At 70.1% G+C, this 15868-nt stretch carries 14 protein-coding genes and 1 pseudogene; 7 read left to right on the forward strand and 8 right to left on the reverse strand.

Annotation, left to right across the window (positions count from 1 at the left end; all coding sequences use genetic code 11):
• Positions 1–90: 90 nt before the first annotated feature.
• Positions 91–2004 (reverse strand): sulfate adenylyltransferase subunit CysN, encoded by a 1914-nt coding sequence (gene cysN / locus NQV17_RS34735; protein WP_257775702.1) that lies wholly within the window; start codon positions 2002–2004, stop codon positions 91–93.
• Positions 2004–2924, reverse strand: a pseudogene (cysD, locus tag NQV17_RS34740) (sulfate adenylyltransferase subunit CysD); the annotation flags it as partial. The pseudogene cysD and the gene cysN, both read right to left, overlap by 1 nt.
• Before the next feature lie 189 nt (positions 2925–3113).
• Here cysD and NQV17_RS34745 point away from each other — a divergent pair.
• The 4 genes from NQV17_RS34745 to NQV17_RS34760 are packed head-to-tail and all read left to right on the forward strand — an operon-like array spanning position 3114 to position 7249.
• Positions 3114–4223 carry a DUF1214 domain-containing protein gene (locus tag NQV17_RS34745; protein WP_257775703.1) on the forward strand — a complete coding sequence of 370 codons (1110 nt, stop codon included), beginning with the start codon at positions 3114–3116 and terminating at the stop codon, positions 4221–4223.
• Positions 4220–5413 (forward strand): sulfotransferase, encoded by a 1194-nt coding sequence (locus NQV17_RS34750; RefSeq protein ID WP_257775704.1) that lies wholly within the window; start codon positions 4220–4222, stop codon positions 5411–5413. Before NQV17_RS34745 ends, NQV17_RS34750 begins: the two co-directional genes overlap by 4 nt.
• A gap of 40 nt (positions 5414–5453) precedes the next feature.
• A complete protein-coding gene (locus NQV17_RS34755; protein WP_257775705.1) occupies positions 5454–6245 on the forward strand; it encodes an SDR family oxidoreductase in 792 nt (263 codons plus the stop codon).
• Between the two features lie 17 nt (positions 6246–6262).
• Positions 6263–7249 carry an acetyltransferase gene (locus NQV17_RS34760; protein ID WP_257775706.1) on the forward strand — a complete coding sequence of 329 codons (987 nt, stop codon included), beginning with the start codon at positions 6263–6265 and terminating at the stop codon, positions 7247–7249.
• Positions 7250–7318: 69 nt separating this feature from the next.
• Here NQV17_RS34760 and NQV17_RS34765 read toward each other — a convergent pair whose 3' ends face one another.
• Both NQV17_RS34765 and NQV17_RS34770 read right to left on the reverse strand, forming a co-directional pair.
• Positions 7319–7771, reverse strand: a complete 453-nt coding sequence (locus tag NQV17_RS34765; RefSeq protein ID WP_257775707.1) for a nuclear transport factor 2 family protein — start codon at positions 7769–7771, stop codon at positions 7319–7321.
• 13 nt (positions 7772–7784) lie between these two features.
• Positions 7785–8264 (reverse strand): SRPBCC domain-containing protein, encoded by a 480-nt coding sequence (locus NQV17_RS34770; protein WP_257775708.1) that lies wholly within the window; start codon positions 8262–8264, stop codon positions 7785–7787.
• Positions 8265–8634: 370 nt separating this feature from the next.
• Between NQV17_RS34770 and NQV17_RS34775 the strand changes: the two genes are divergently transcribed.
• A complete protein-coding gene (locus NQV17_RS34775; protein WP_257775709.1) occupies positions 8635–10119 on the forward strand; it encodes a deoxyribodipyrimidine photo-lyase in 1485 nt (494 codons plus the stop codon).
• A 34-nt stretch (positions 10120–10153) separates the two neighbouring features.
• Here the strand turns inward: NQV17_RS34775 and NQV17_RS34780 are convergent, their stop codons facing one another.
• From NQV17_RS34780 to NQV17_RS34790, 3 genes are all read right to left on the reverse strand, one after another.
• Positions 10154–10276 (reverse strand): hypothetical protein, encoded by a 123-nt coding sequence (locus tag NQV17_RS34780; RefSeq protein ID WP_257775710.1) that lies wholly within the window; start codon positions 10274–10276, stop codon positions 10154–10156.
• Positions 10267–11499, reverse strand: coding sequence for an MFS transporter (locus tag NQV17_RS34785; protein ID WP_257775711.1), 1233 nt, complete (start codon positions 11497–11499; stop codon positions 10267–10269). Before NQV17_RS34785 ends, NQV17_RS34780 begins: the two co-directional genes overlap by 10 nt.
• A 302-nt stretch (positions 11500–11801) precedes the next feature.
• Positions 11802–12743: a LysR substrate-binding domain-containing protein gene (locus NQV17_RS34790; protein ID WP_124489547.1), complete on the reverse strand. Its 942-nt coding sequence runs from the start codon at positions 12741–12743 to the stop codon at positions 11802–11804.
• Between the two features lie 118 nt (positions 12744–12861).
• Between NQV17_RS34790 and NQV17_RS34795 the strand changes: the two genes are divergently transcribed.
• Together NQV17_RS34795 and NQV17_RS34800 are read left to right on the forward strand one after the other, a co-directional pair.
• Positions 12862–13914, forward strand: coding sequence for an alpha/beta fold hydrolase (locus NQV17_RS34795; protein ID WP_257775712.1), 1053 nt, complete (start codon positions 12862–12864; stop codon positions 13912–13914).
• Between the two features lie 148 nt (positions 13915–14062).
• Complete coding sequence (locus tag NQV17_RS34800; protein WP_257775713.1) at positions 14063–14815, forward strand: 4'-phosphopantetheinyl transferase superfamily protein; 753 nt, start codon at positions 14063–14065, stop codon at positions 14813–14815.
• Between the two features lie 21 nt (positions 14816–14836).
• Here the strand turns inward: NQV17_RS34800 and NQV17_RS34805 are convergent, their stop codons facing one another.
• Entirely contained in the window at positions 14837–15757 is a 921-nt protein-coding gene (locus NQV17_RS34805; protein WP_257775714.1) for a glutamate/aspartate ABC transporter substrate-binding protein, read from the reverse strand.
• Positions 15758–15868 lie beyond the last annotated feature (111 nt).

Raw genomic sequence — 15868 nt, forward strand, 5'->3', positions numbered from 1 at the left:
TACCGACCGGCCAGCCGCCCGCGTCATCCGAACGGAGTAGACGACGCGGGCCGTGCCGGTGCGACGCAGCATGCGTCGCCCCGGCGCCGCTTACGCGGTTCGCTCGCGCAGCAGGTACGCGACGATCCGTTCCGCCGCGGCCTCCGGCGACTCGGCCACCGTATCGATGCGCAGTTCCGGCTGCGCCGGCGGCTCGTACGGCGAGTCGATGCCCGTGAAGTGCTTCAGTTCGCCCTTGCGCGCCTTCTTGTACAGACCCTTCGGATCGCGTTCCTCGGCGACCGCGAGCGGCGTATCGACGAACACTTCGACGAACTCGTCGGGACGAACCAGCGCGCGCGCCATGTCGCGTTCCGCGCGGAACGGCGAGATGAACGACACGAGCGTGATGAGCCCGGCATCGAGCATCAGCCGCGCGACTTCGGCCACGCGCCGGATGTTCTCCACGCGATCGGCCTCGGTGAAGCCGAGATCGCGGTTCAGGCCGTGCCGCACGTTGTCGCCGTCGAGCAGGTACGTGTGCTTGCCGAGCGCATGCAGGCGCCGCTCGACGAGGTTCGCGATCGTCGACTTGCCCGCGCCCGACAGCCCGGTCAGCCATACGATGCGCGGCGTCTGCGCTTTCTGCACCGCGCGCGCGTCGCGGTCGACGTCGACGGCCTGCCAGTGCACGTTGTGCGCGCGGCGCAGCGCGAAGTGCAGCATCCCGGCGCCGACCGTGTCGTTGGTGAAGCGGTCGATCACGATGAAGCCGCCGGTGTGGCGATTCAGGTCGTACGGATCGAACGCGACGGGCCGGTCGAAGCTCAGGTTGCACACGCCGATCTCGTTCAGCGCGAGCGTGCGCGCGGCGAGATGCTCGCGCGTGTTCACGTCGATCTTGTACTTCGGCGTCGCGCAGGTCGCGCCGACCGTCTGCGTGCCGAGCTTCACGAGATACGGCCGGCCCGGCAGCAGCGGCTCGTCGTGCATCCACACGAGCGTCGCCTCGAACTGGTCGGCGACTTCCGGCGGCGCGTCGGCGCGCGCGAGCATGTCGCCGCGGCTCACGTCGATCTCGTCGGCGAGCGTGAGCGTCACCGCTTCGCCGGCGCGCGCGACATCGACTTCGCCGGCCGGCGTGATCACCGACGCAACGCGGCTCTCCTTGCCGGACGGCAGCACGCGCACGCGTTCGCCGACGCGCACTTCGCCCGACGCGATACTGCCGGCATAACCGCGGAAGTTCAGGTGCGGACGGTTGACCCATTGCACGGGCAGCCGGAACGGTTCGTCGCGCGTCACGCGCTCGACGAGCGGCAGCGTGTCGAGATGCCGCATCAGCGGCGGGCCCGCGTACCATGGCATCCGCGCGCTCGATGCGATCACGTTGTCGCCGCGCAGCGCGGACATCGGAATGCTGACGATCTTCTCGAAGCCGAGTTCGGCCGCGAACGCGCGATAGTCGGCATCGATACGCTCGAACACGGCGCGATCGTAGTCGACCAGGTCCATCTTGTTGATCGCGAGCACGACGCGCTTGATGCCGATCAGCGCGACGAGATGGCTGTGGCGGCGTGTTTGCGTGAGCACGCCCTTGCGCGCATCGATCAGGATCACCGCGAGATCGGCGGTCGACGCGCCGGTGATCATGTTGCGCGTGTACTGCTCGTGGCCTGGGGTGTCGGCGACGATGAACTTGCGTCGCGCGGTCGCGAAGAAGCGGTATGCGACGTCGATCGTGATGCCCTGTTCGCGCTCGGCCGACAGGCCGTCGACGAGCAGCGCGAAATCGAGGTCGCCGCCTTGCGTGCCGACCTTCTTCGAATCGGCTTCGAGCTGGGTCAACTGGTCGTCGAACAGCATGTTCGATTCGTAGAGCAGGCGGCCGATCAGCGTGCTCTTGCCGTCGTCGACGCTGCCGCACGTGATGAAGCGCAGCAGGTCCTTCGTTTGCGCATCGTCGGCGTGGATGTCGGGCGTCGTGTGCGCAAGTGCCCCGGGCGCGGTGAGTACGTGTGCCATCAGAAATATCCCTCCTGTTTCTTCTTTTCCATCGAACCGGCCGAATCGCTGTCGATCAGCCGTCCCTGGCGCTCGGACGTGCGCGTGTCGCGCATCTCCTGCAGGATGGCGTCGAGCGAGCTCGCGTCGCTGTCGATCGCGCCCGTCAGCGGATAGCAGCCGAGCGTGCGAAAGCGCACCTTGCGCATCTGCGGCACTTCGCCGTCGCGCAGCGGCAGGCGTTCGTCGTCGACCATGATCAGCGCGCCGTCGCGCTCGACCACCGGCCGCTCCTTCGCGTAGTAGAGCGGCACGATCGGAATGTCGTGCAGCCGGATGTACTGCCAGATGTCGAGCTCGGTCCAGTTGGAAATCGGGAACACGCGCAGGCTTTCGCCGCGGCGCTTGCGCGCGTTGTACAGCGACCAGAGCTCGGGGCGCTGGCGCTTCGGATCCCAGCGGTGCTGCTCCGAACGCAGCGACACGATGCGCTCCTTCGCGCGCGATTTCTCCTCGTCGCGGCGCGCGCCGCCGAACGCGGCGTCGAAACCGTAGTGGTCGAGCGCCTGCTTGAGCCCCTGCGTCTTCCACACGTCGGTGTGCACGGCCGAGCCGTGCGTGAACGGATTGATGTCGTTCGCGACGCCGTCGGGGTTCACGTGCACGCGCAGGTCGAGGCCGAGGCGCGCGGCCGTCTCGTCGCGAAACGCGATCATCTCGCGGAACTTCCACGTCGTATCGACGTGCAGCAGCGGAAAGGGCGGCTTCGCCGGGTAGAAGGCCTTCATCGCGAGATGCAGCATGACCGAGCTGTCCTTGCCGATCGAATAGAGCATCACCGGGTTTTCGCTTTCCGCGACCACCTCGCGCATGATGTGGATGCTTTCGGCCTCCAGTCGCTCCAAGTGGGTCAACATCGTTCGTCTCCTTGTTGCATGCCGGCGCCGCGCGACATGTGCGGCGTTTCGTGCATGACGCCAACGGTATCGAGCGAGGGCGGTGCCGTTCTTCGTCCGGGTGGACTAACACGCGGCGCGGCGGGCAGCGGATCTTTCCTTAGTCCACCCGGACGAAGTGGCACGCGAGGCGCTCGCTTAAGGTGAGCGCTCGACCATCGGCGGAGACGACACATGACGGACGACACACGCGCCACGCAATTGCTTTCGGGCCAGACCTGGGCCGATTTCTGCGACACCCTGAAACGCAGCGGCGAGCAGATCCTGCGCGCCGAGGCGCCGGACGATCCGCTCACGCGTGCGGAAGGGTTCCGCTACCTGAGCCGGCTGATGCGCATCGCGCTCGAAATGCACGTCGAGTTCGCGGACGGCGCGTGGCCCGGCTTCTTCTCGCCGTCGCACGAGACCGCGAAGATCGGCGCCGACAATCCGGACAACCTGTACCAGTACGCGCGCCTCGACGGCCGCTGCGAATATCGTGTGACGGGGCGGCGCGGCACGGTCGCATACCTGAGCTTCGGCACGCAGAAGGGCGGCTACGAGACGGACGGCAAGATGCTGCAGACCGGGTTTCTCGACGCGAAGCAGCTCGAGCTCGCGCCGGACGGCAGCTTCGAGATCGTGCTGAGCGAAACGCCGCGCGCGGGCAACTGGGTGCGCATGGAGCCGGGCACGAACGCGCTGCTGGTGCGCCAGACCTTCCTCGACCGGCGCGCGGAGACGGCCGCGCAACTGAAGATCGAACGCATCGGCGCGCACGATCGCCCGGCGCCGCTCGATCCGCTCGTGCTGCAGGGCGGCCTCACGCGCGCCGCGCAGTTCGTCGAGCAGACGGCGAAGCTGTTCGCCGACTGGGCCGCGAGCTACGGCTCGCACGTGAACGCGCTGCCGCCTGCGGACCAGGCGCTGTGCCAGTCGGTCGGCGGCGATCCGAACATCTACTACTACCACTCGTGCTGGTCGCTCGCCGACGACGAGGCGCTCGTGATCGATGTCGACACGGTGCCCGACTGCGATTTCTGGAACGTGCAGCTCAACAACTACTGGATGGAGTCGCTCGACTACCGGCACTTCGACATCTGCGTGAACAAGCACAGCGCGCGGCTCAATGCCGACGGCGGCGTGACGGTGGTGGTCGCCGCGTCGCGGCCGGGCGGCGCGAACTGGCTCGATACGGCCGGGCATCGCACCGGCACGATCTGCTGGCGCTGGGTCGGCGCCGCGCAGCCGGTGCATCCGCGCACGCGCGTCGTCAAGCTCGCCGCGCTGAAGGAGGCCGCATGAACGCGCCGCTCGACCCGATCCGCACCCAGCTCGACGCCGACGCGCTGATCGCCGAGGCCGTGTCGCGCACGGGCGGCCTCACCGCGTTCGGCGACGGCCCGTATCGCGAGGCGCTCGACGTGATGTGCGCGTCGCTGATCGACGAAGCGAAGCTGTCGGCGCGCGGCGTGGCGATGATGCGCGAGAAGCTCGTCGGCCAGCTCGTGAACCGGCTCGTTATCGAGGATTACTTCGGCCGTCATCCGGAGATCGCCGACATCGAGATCGACGATCCGCTCGTGATCGTCGGGCTGCCGCGCACCGGCACGACGCTGCTGCAGCGGCTGCTCGCGGTCGATCCGCGCTTTTATTCGGCCGCGTGGTGGGAAACGCGCTATCCGGCGCCGCTCGCCGGCGAGACGCTCGACGCGCCCAGCGTGCGCATCGCGCGCGCGCAGGCCGAGGTCGCGACGATGATCGACTGCATTCCGCAGATCCTCGCGATCCATCCGCTCGACGCGATGCTCGCCGACGAGGAGTTCATGCTGATGGAGCATTCGTTCGTGTGCGCGATGGATTCGTACGCGAACGTGCCGGGCTATACGGCGTGGCTCGCGAAGCAGGACCTGACGCCGGTCTATACGTACCTGAAGCGGATGCTGCAGTTCCTGCAGTGGCAGAAGGCGCAACGCGGCGTCGCAGCGGCCGCGCGCTGGCTGCTGAAGACGCCGCAGCATCTGCATGCGCTCGACGTGCTGTGCCGCGTGTTTCCGCGGGCACAGGTCGTGCTCACGCATCGCGACCCGGCGCAGACGATTCCGTCGATGGCGAGCATGGCGCACACGCTGTGGCAGATGTATGCGGACGATCCGGATCCGCGCACGGTCGGCGCGCAGTGGAACGCCGGCATGGCGCGCGCGATCGGCGCGGCGATGGCGGCGCGCGACGCGCTGCCGGCCGAGCGGTTTCTCGACGTGCGGTTCGAGGACACGGTGTCGGATCCGCTCGGCGTGGCCGAAGCCGTGTACCGCTTCGCGGGGATGTCGCTGGACGAGCCGCAGCGCGCGGCGATGACGGCCTGGATGGCGCGCAACGGCCGCGACAAGCGCGCCGCGCACGATTACTCGATCGCGCGCTTCGGCTTCACCGATGCGCAACTGGCGCATGACTTCGCCGCGTATCGCGCGCGGCACCTGCGGGCGGCCGGCTGACGGCGCGCCCGCGAGACGAACCATAACCAGGAGACAACCCATGTTGCTGAAGGACAAGATCGTCGTGATTTCAGGGATCGGGCCGGGGCTCGGTGTGAAGCTCGCCGTCGAGGCGGCACGCGAGGGTGCGCGCGGCGTGGTCGTCGCGGCACGCACGATGGAAAAGCTCGACGACGCGGAAGCACGGATCCGCGCACTCGGCGTCGCGTGCGACGTGCTGAAGGTACGCACCGACATCGCGGAGCGCGCGCAGTGCCGGCAGCTCGCGACGCAGGCGGTCGAGCGCTTCGGCCGGATCGACGCGCTCGTGAACAGCGCGTTCGCGCACGGCACGTTCCCGGAGCCGGTCGAGGAAGCCGATCTCGACGGCTGGCGCGCGGTGTTCGACACCAACGTGTTCGGCACGATGACGCTCACGCAGGAAATCGTCCCGCACATGAAGCGGCAGAAGCGCGGCGCGATCGTGATGATCAACTCGCAGGCGACCCGCAAGCCGTTTGCAGGAGAATCGGGCTACGCTGTATCGAAGGGCGCGCTCGCGGTTGCGGCAAAATACCTGGCGCGCGAGCTCGGCGTGCACGGGATCCGCGCGAACAGCATCCACATGGGCTGGATGTGGGGCGTGCCGACGCAGACGTATTTCCGGCAGGCGGCCGCCGAGTACGGCACGACGGAGGAGGCGATCATCGCGCCGATCGCATCGAACATCGCGCTCGCGAAGCTGCCGACCGACGACGACTGCGCGCGCGCGGCGCTGTTCCTCGCGTCGGATTACGCGAACGCGGTGACCGGCGCGACGCTCGACGCGAACGGCGGCGATTTCATGCCCTGAGGACGGAGCAACGGATCATGCAGGAACGACAACAGGAACAGGGGCGCCACTTCTTCGCGTTCAACGGCGACGCGGATGGCCTGTGCGCGCTGCAGCAACTGCGGCTCGCGGAGGGCGAACGCGGCACGCTCGTGACCGGCGTGAAGCGCGACATCAGGCTGCTCGAGCGCATCGACGCGCGGGCCGGCGACCGCGTGACCGTGCTCGACGTGTCGCACGACCAGAACCGCGACGCATGCGCGCGGCTGCTGCGCGACGGCGCCGCGGTTCGCTACTTCGACCATCACTTCGCGGGCGAGCTGCCCGGCGATCCGCGTTTCGACGCGTATATCGACACGGCCGCCGACGTCTGCACGAGCGCGCTCGTGAACCGCCATCTCGGCGGCCGGCATGTGCGCTGGGCGATCGTCGCGGCGTTCGGCGACGAACTGCCGGCGCTCGGCGACGCGCTCGCGCGCGAATACGGGATCGACGCAGCCGAACGCGGCACGCTGGCCGAACTCGGGCTCTACCTGAACTACAACGCCTACGGCGAATGCGTCGGCGACCTGCATTTCGATCCGGCCGTGCTGGCCGACGCGATGCTGCCATGCGTCGATCCGCTCGACTTCGTGCGCGACACGCCGGTGTTCGCCGCGCTGCGCGACGGCTATCGCGACGACATGGCGCTCGCGGGCGCACTCGCGCCGCTGCGCGACGTGCCGGGCGCGACACTGATCAGGATGCCGGATCATCCGTGGGCGCGGCGCGCGACGGGGATGCTCGCAAACGAGCGGATGCGCAATGCGCCGCATGCGGCGCTCGCGGTGCTGTCGCCGCGCGCACAGGGCGGGTTCGTGGTCAGCGTGCGCGTGCCCGACGGCCGGGCGCTCGGCGCGGACGAATTCTGCCGCGGCTTCCCGACCGGCGGCGGGCGCAAGCGCGCAGGCGGCATCAACCATCTGCCGGAAACCGAGTTCGACGCGTTCGCCGCGCGCTTCGAAGCGGCGTTCCGTCTCGACTGACCCGAGGGCCTGCGACACGCGCGCCGTGCAACGATGCCACGGCGCGCGCGTCGTGCGACGTGTCGGTGTTCAGCCGGTCGCGTTCGCAAGCATGGCCGGCACGTTGTGGCCGTAGCAGCGTTCCTCGACGCGCTCGGCGATGCGCCAGCCTTGCGCGGTGCGCACGAACCGGTCGACGTACCACAGCCCGAGAAACATCACCTGCGTGCCGCCGTCCGGCAGCGCGACTTCCATCGGATTGAAACAGATCGTGCGGCCGCGCGCGGTGTCGCCGTCGAGCGTGATCGACAGGTTGCCGACCAGGTGCTGGTACTGCGGGAACTGCGGCAGTACGGTGCGCAGCCACGCCTTGACGTCCGGATACGTGCCGGCGATGCCGCCCATCGCGCGATAGTCGATCGTCGCGTCGGGCGTGAACACCGCATCGAGCGCGTCGAAGTCGCGCGCGTCGATCGCGCTCGAATATGCGACGATCAGTTCGCGGATGTCGTGATGATCTGAGAGGGTCTGCAGGTCGGGCATCGGTTGCGCTCCGTCACGCGCTTTTGCGTCGGCGGGCCGCATGCAGCGCTTCCGCGCGCTGCTTCACGTCGCGCGCGCACTGGTCGAACCCCTGTTTCACCCAGCCGCCGTGCTCGCGCATGATCGTTTCCGCGTTGAGGCCGAGGAACTGGTCGGTCGTGAAGTAGCGGCAGCGTTCGGCGCCGTCGGCTTCGACGTACTGGTCGCGGCGCGCGGCGTCCTTGTTGGCGTCGGTCGGGCGCTGCTCCCACGACAGCAGGCGCTCGGGCTCGCAAGCGACGAGGATTTCGTTGACGGGAATCACCGTCTCCGTGCCGGGAATGCGCACCTGCATATGCACGAAGTCGCCGATCCGGCCGGTCGTCTCGAGGCCGACGCAGAACGTGTTCCATTCGCCGTAGCGCGGGAAGTCGGTCAGCACTTCCCAGACGACGGCAGCGGGGGCGTCGATCGCGACGGTGATCGAGGTGACGAGATTGGCTGGTTTGGTCATGGCGGGTATCGAAGGAGAGTGAGGGAGCGGAGGGGATCGCGGCTGCGCCCGCACGGGCCGGCACGCGCCGCGACAGCCGGAACGGGCCGCGCCGGCGCCGGCGGGCATGGCGGACGCGCCGTGCAATGCATGGGGCCGACCGGCGGCCGGCGCGCGTCGCACATCGCGGCGAACCCGACATCGAGCGTAGGCCGGTGCGTACGGCGAAGAATCGTCGGAACGGACTAAGGCGTTTCACCGGGCCGGCGATCCGGTATCGGCGTCGGTACGCGACGCACGCGCGGGGTACGCCGTGGGGTTCGAACGTCGACATCGCGCGAACCTGCCGCGACAATACCGGTCACGCTTCAGTTTCCTGCCCGAGGTGCCCGTGCCAGCGAAGTCGTCCATTGCTCCTGCCATCGTGTGGTTCCGCGACGATCTGCGCGTGACCGACCAGCCCGCGCTGACGCGCGCAGTCGCGTCGGGCCGGCCGCTCGTATGCGTGTACGTCGACGACACGGGCGAAGGCGCGGGGCGCGCGCTCGGCGGGGCGGCGCGCTGGTGGCTGCATGGGTCGCTCGCCGGACTCGATGCGGCGCTCGCGCGTCATGGTGGCCGCCTGCTGCTGTTGCGCGGCGATGCGCCGCGCGAGATCGAACGCGTCGCGCAGGACACGGGCGCGGCAGCGGTGTACTGGAACCGCCGCTACGCGCAGCCGCAGCGCGATGCCGATGCGGCGTTGAAGGCGTCGCTGAAGGCGCGCGGCCTCGAGGTCGAGAGCAGCAACGGCAGCCTGCTGAACGAACCGTGGGACGTGCTGACGGGCGCCGGCACGCCGTTCCAGGTGTTCACTGCGTACTGGCGTGCGGTGCGGCGCGATCGCACGGTGGCGGCGCCGCTGCCGGAGCCTGAGCGGATCGCGTTTCATCCGTGGCCGGCCGGCGTGCGCGAACGCGCGCTGACGCTCGACGCGCTCGCGTTGCGTCCGCACGCGCCGGACTGGGCGGGCGGCCTGCGCGACGCGTGGCCGGCACCCGACGAAGCCGGCGCGCAGGCGCGGCTCGACGCGTTTTCCGTCGAGTCGCTGGCCGGCTATGCCGATACGCGCGACCGGCCCGACCGGTCGGCGACGAGCCGGCTGTCACCGTGCCTGCGCTTCGGCAACGTGTCGCCGCGGCAGGTGTGGCATGCGGTGCAGGGCGCGGCACAGGCGGGCGGTGCGGCCTGCGCGGCCGGCGCCGAGAAGTTCCTGAGCGAACTCGGCTGGCGCGAATTCAGCCACGTGCTGCTGTATGACTTCCCGGCGCTCGCGACCGACAACTTCCGCGCGCAGTTCGACGCGATGCCGTGGCGCGACGATCCTGCCGCGCTGCGCGCGTGGCAGCGCGGGCTGACCGGCTATCCGCTCGTCGATGCGGGGATGCGCGAGCTGTGGACGACAGGCTGGATGCACAACCGCGTGCGGATGGTCGTTGCGTCGTTTCTCGTCAAGCATCTGCTGATCGACTGGCGGGCCGGCGAGCGCTGGTTCCACGACACGCTCGTCGACGCGGATGCCGCGAACAACCCGGCGAACTGGCAATGGGTGGCCGGCTGCGGCGCCGACGCCGCGCCATATTTCCGCATCTTCAACCCGGTGACGCAGGGCCGGAGATTCGACCCGCAAGGGGCGTACGTGCGCCGCTGGGTGCCGGAACTCGCGGGCCTCGACGCGGTGACGATCCACGCGCCGTGGGAGGCGTCCCCGATGGAGCTTGCGGCGGCCGGCGTGCGGCTCGACGTCGACTATCCGGCGCCGATCGTCGATCACGACGGCGCGCGCCGTCGTGCGCTCGATGCGCTGGCCTCGTTGCCGAAGCGTCGCCAGGCGTGACCGGCCGTCGCTGCGCGCGGCACGGTTCGCCGCGTCAGTCGCAGAACGCCGCGTGCTCGAGCAGCGCGAGCGCGACGCCCGCATCGAAGTAGGCCGCGCCGCACCACGCGACGAACGCGAGCGCGCCGGCGGCCAGCGCGGCACGCATCACGCCCATGCGGCTTTGCCCGGAACCGGCCGCGCGATGCGCGCGTCGTCGATCGGCAGGTGCAGCAGCGCGGCCAGCACGCCGAGCGCGATCGAGCCGATCCACAGCGGCAGGTACGAATGCGTCGCGTCGTACACGAGCGCGCCGAGCCAGACGCCGAAGAAGCTGCCGAGCTGGTGCCCGAAGAACACGAAGCCGAACAGCGTCGCGATGTAGCGCACGCCGAACACCTGCGAGACCACGCCGTTGGTCAGCGGCACCGTGCCGAGCCACGTGAAGCCCATCACGGCCGCGAACACGTAGACGCTCGCGGGCGACAACGGCGCTGCAACGAACGCGGCCATTGCCAGCGCGCGCACGAGGTACAGCACGGACAGCACGTACTTGCGCCGCAGCAGGCCGCCGAGATGGCCGCATGCGTAGGTGCCGGCCACGTTGGTCAGCGCGATCAGCGCGAGCGCGACGCTCGCGTGGCGCGCCGGCAGGCCGTGATCGAGCAGGTAGGCGGGCAGGTGGGTCGCGATGAACGCGAGCTGGAACCCGCACGCGAAGAATCCCGCGTTCAGCAGCCAGAAGCCGCGATGCGCGAACGCTTCGCGCACCGCCGCGCCGATCGACTGGTCGGGGTCGTCCGCGCGGCTCGCGGCCTGCGCGGGCCGGTCGCGCACCAGCACGGCGAGCGGCGCGAGCAGCGCGGCGACGACGGCGAGCGCGACGAAGGCATGCTGCCAGCCGATGCCGCCGATCAGCACCTGCGCGACCGGCACCATGCAGAACTGGCCGAGCCCGCCGATCGCGCCGGCGACGCCGAGCGCCCAGCCGCGCCGGTCGGGCGGAAACAGGCGGCTCAGCGCGCCGTAGATCGACGCGAAGGCCGACCCCGACAGCGCGACGCCGATCACGAACCCCGCGCCGGCCGTGAACACACCGGCCGACGCGGCGAACGCCATCGTGACGAGCCCGGCCGCGTACAGCAGCATGCCGGCGACGATCACGCGCACCGACCCGAAGCGGTCGGCGATCATGCCGGTGAACGGTTGCGCGATGCCCCAGATCAGGTTCTGCAGCGCGAGCGCGAGGCCGAACGCTTCGCGCGACCAGCCGTGGTCGAGCGTGACGGGGGCGAGGAACAGTCCCTGCACGTGGCGGATGCCGAGCGCGGCGCCCATGATCAGGCCGCCCGCGAGCACCGGCAGCCAGCGGCGCCGGGCGTCTTGTTCGATCGGGGTCATGCGTGTCTCCGGATGGATGCGTGCGGCGCGGCAGCCGCGTTCGATCCGATTAGACGATCCGGTGCCGGGGCGCTCAAGCGATCATTCGGTCGCGTTCGCATGCGTGCGGGGAATGCGATGCGGTTCGGACACGATGTCGGCGACGCGGGCTGTACACGCCGGATGCGTGAAGCCGCTGCGCCGCATGCAGCCGGCGTGACAGGCGGCCGATAGCGGGGGCGGGGCGTCAGTGCAGCGCTCATGTACGTGCGCAAGGCCGCGCCGGCGCCGGCTCGATGCGGGATTTCGCTCGCGGCTCGCGGCTACCGCTGCGCCACGTCGTACGCCCGCATCGCGGCGTCGCACTCGGCCGCTTCCGCGAGGATCCAGTCGCGCACGTCGGCGACTTCGCGTCGCGGCGCCGGATCGTGCCGGAACAGCCAGTAGCCGTACGCATCCGACAACGCCTGCGAGTGCGGGCCGAGCACCGCGAGCCGGCCATCGGCGAGCATCGGGGCGACGAGCGCGAGCCTGCCGAGCGCGACGCCCTGGCCCGCGATCGCGGCGTGGATGACCTGGTCGTACTGGTTGAAGCGCAGCACGCCTTTCGGGCGCGCGTCGCCGAGCCCGGCCGCGTGCAGGTGCGCACGCCACTGCAGCCGGGTTTGCGGCGGCCCGTCGAATTCGAGCAGCACGTGCTCGGCGATCGCCGCCGCGTCGGTGACGGGCCGGGCGGCCAGCGCGGGGTGCGCGACCGGCACGACGATCTCGTCGAACAGGTGCAGCGCGCCGGCCGGCGCGCGCTCGCGCGGGCAGTAGCGGATCCCGAGGTCGATGCCTTCCGCGCGCAAATCGAGTACCTTGTCGTTCGCGGCCACGCGCAAGTCGATGTCGGGCAGGCGCGCCTGCAGGCGCCCGAGTCTGGGCAGCAGCCACAGCGCGGTGACGCCGATGCTCGCGGTGATCGTGACGGGTTGCCGCTCGCGTGCGGCGGCGAGCGACGCGACGGTGTCCTGCAGGCTGAGCAGCGCCGCATCGGCGGCGCGGAACAGCCGCTCGCCTTCCGGCGTGAACGCGATCTTGCGATAGCCGCGCTGCAGTAGCGCGACGCCGAGATGCGCCTCGAGCGCGTGCACCTGGCGGCTGACCGCCGACTGCGTGACGCACAGGTCCTGCGCGGCGAGCGTGATGCTCATGCGGCGGCCGACGGCGACGAAGCCGCGCACGAGGTCCAGCGACGGGAGACGGACGAGCGGCGTTGACATGCGTAGGGCTCATGCGAACGGAGCAGCAAGATTGGTTGAGAACGTCCGGCGCGTCAAGTTCAATGGAGGCTGGCCGATCGGGCGGGCGCCGGGCAGGCGGCGCCGCACAGGAGACACGATGACGATTTCGAACGAAGCAGGCGGGGCTGCGTGCGCGGCGGATCAGGCAGCGGGGCGCCCGGCGGGTGCGTTGCCGCCGGAGGCCGTGACGCTGACCGCGGCCGACGGTTACGTGCTGCGCGGTTACGTGTGGCGCCACCGCGGCGGCACCGTGCGGCCGGTGACGGTCGTCAATTGCGCGACGTCGGTGCGCTGCGACTACTACTTCCGTTTCGCGGCCTGGCTGTTCGCGCAGGGGCGCGACGTGCTCGTGTACGACTATCGCGGCATCGGCGGCTCGCGCCCCGCGCGGCTCGCGAAGCTGCGCGCGAACTGGCTCGACTGGGGGCGGCTCGATTGCGAGGCCGCCTTGCAGTACGCGCGCGACGCTTTTCCGGGCCAGCCGCTCGACGTCGTCGCGCACAGCATCGGCGGCTGCGTGCTCGGGCTCGCGGCGTCGAACGCGTACGTGCGTCACGTGGTGACGGTGGGCGCGCAGTATGCGTACTGGCGCGACTATCGGCCGGAAGAGCGGCGGCGCATGTGGTGGAAATGGCACGTCGCGATGCCGGCGCTCGCGGCTGTGTTCGGCTACGTGCCCGCGAAGCGGCTCGGCTGGATGGAAGACACGCCGCGCGGCGTCGCGCTGTCGTGGGTGCGCGCGCAACCGCGCTTCGAGGACGCCTTCACGCACGGCCTGCTCGCCGAACCCGCGGCGAGCCGCGCCGCGCTGCCGGCCCGCTTCGCGCGGCTGCCGGCGTCGATGCTCGCGATCGGCCTCGACGACGACGGGTTCGGCACGGTCGACGCGATCGAACGGCTGGTCGGCTACTACACGGGCAGCGACGTCACGCACCTGCGGATCGCGCCGCGCGACATCGGCGTCGACGCGATCGGCCACTTCGCGTTCTTCCACAGCCGCTTCACCGGCACGCTGTGGCCCGTCGCGCTGTCCTGGCTGCAACACGGCGCGCTGCCGGCCGATGCGCCGGGCCGCGTCCACGCGCGCCATCCGGCGCAGCGTGCGCGGCTGGCGGGAAGCGGCGTGCCGGGTGCCGTCGCGCACGGGTGAACGCGCACGCGCGCGCAGCCCGGCCATCGCGTCGATGAGACGGTTGGACCGGCTGTCGCTGCCGACGATCGCGGTCGCGATGCGTCGGCCTCCGTCCCGTGCGATCGATTAACATCGAACGTTTCGTTCGCCTGGCTGCCGCGTGCCGATGTCCATTCCACCCGATTCCGAGATTGCCGACGACCTGTCCCGCGCGTGGCGCGTGCACCTGCTCGACGTGCCGCCTGCCGCGTCGCGTGCCGGCGTGCAGGTCGCGCGCGTCGATTTCGACTGGCGCATGCCGCTCGCATCGCCCGCCTACGCGGCACTGAGCGACGCGGAGCGGGCGCGTGCCGGGCGCTATCTGCGGCACGAGGATGCAGTGCGCAGTGCCGCGACGCGCGCCGCGCTGCGCGACGTGCTCGGTGCGGCGCTCGGCATCGCGCCGAAGGACGTCGCGATCGTCGTCGACGCATCGGGACGGCCGTCGCTGGATCCCGCGCATCGCGCGTCGCTCGATTTCAACGTGTCGCACGCGGGCGATCACGCGCTCATCGCGTGGGCGGCGACGGGGCGCGTCGGCGTCGATATTGAAAGCTGCAACCGCACGACCGACTGGCGTGCGCTGACGCGCGAAGTGTGCGCGGCCGCCGAGGCTGCGTATCTCGACGGCCTGCCGCTCGCCGCCGGCGCGGACGCGTTCATGCGCGTGTGGGCCGCGAAGGAGGCGCTGCTGAAGGCGCTCGGCACCGGCATCGTCGGCGGGCTGCGCGCGTTCGCGGTCGTGCCGCCGCGCGATGCGGCGACGCCCGCGACGACGATCGTCGAGCCGGCCGCGCCCGCCGCCGGTGTGGCCGCGTTCGACGCGGGCTGGCTCGACGCGGCGCCCGGCTACGCGGCGTGCGTCGCGTGGGCGCGCTGACCCCGTTGCAGCGCGCGACGCTCATTCGAGCGGTACGTCGTTGGGCGCCGCGTAGCGCGCCTTGATCACGTCGCTCATCGGGAACTCGAACGCAAGCCCCTTCGGCGGCACCGGCTTCATGAACCACTTGTCGTACAGCGCGTTGATCTCGCCGCTCTTCATCAGCTGCACGAGCACGCCGTCGACGAGCGCCTTGAACTGCGGATCGTCCTTGCGCAGCATGAACCCGTACGCTTCCGACGATTGCGGCGTGCCGACGATCGTCCAGTCGGACGGCTTCGCCGCGAGCTGGCGCACGCCGGCGAGCAGCACGTCGTCCATCATGTACGCGGCCGCGCGGCCTGATTCGAGCGTGAGGCGTCCTTCGCCGTAGTCCTTCGCGCTGATGATCTGCATGTTCATCTTCTTTTCCTCGTTCATCTTGCGCAGCAGGCGTTCGGACGTCGTGCCCTGGTTCGTCACGACCGTCTTGCCGGCGAGATCGGGGAAGTCGCGGATGCCCGAGTTCGTGCGCGTGAGCAGGCGCGTCGTCGCGACGAAGAAGGTGGTCGAGAACGCGACCTGCGCGTGACGCGCGGCGAGGTTGGTGGTCACCCCGCATTCGAGATCGACGGTGCCGTTCTGCACGAGCGGGATGCGGTTCTGCGACGTGACCGGGATGAAGCGCACCTGCAGGTCGGGCTTGCCGGTGCGCGCCTTCACGGCGGCGATCACGCGGTCGCACAGGTCCTGCGAGAAGCCGATCACCTTGCCGCTCGCGTCGACATAGGAAAACGGCACCGACGTCTCGCGATGGCCGATCGAGATCAGCCCGCTTTGCCGCACCTTCTCGAGCGTGCCGGACAGCGGTTCCGCGGCGAGCGATGCGCCGCACGCGAGCGCGCATGCGGCGACGAGCAGGCAGCGGCCGAGGAGGGTGGTCAACCGGGGCGGGATGGTCATGGCGGATCTCCGTGGGCGGATCGTAGGGAAGCGTCGATTCGTATGTTGCCAAAGACAAAATAATTGCAACATATGTTAATTGCGAGGCCTGTCGGGCCGCTCCGGCGCGCC

This window comes from Burkholderia sp. SCN-KJ (genome assembly GCF_024656005.1).
Lineage (GTDB): Bacteria > Pseudomonadota > Gammaproteobacteria > Burkholderiales > Burkholderiaceae > Burkholderia.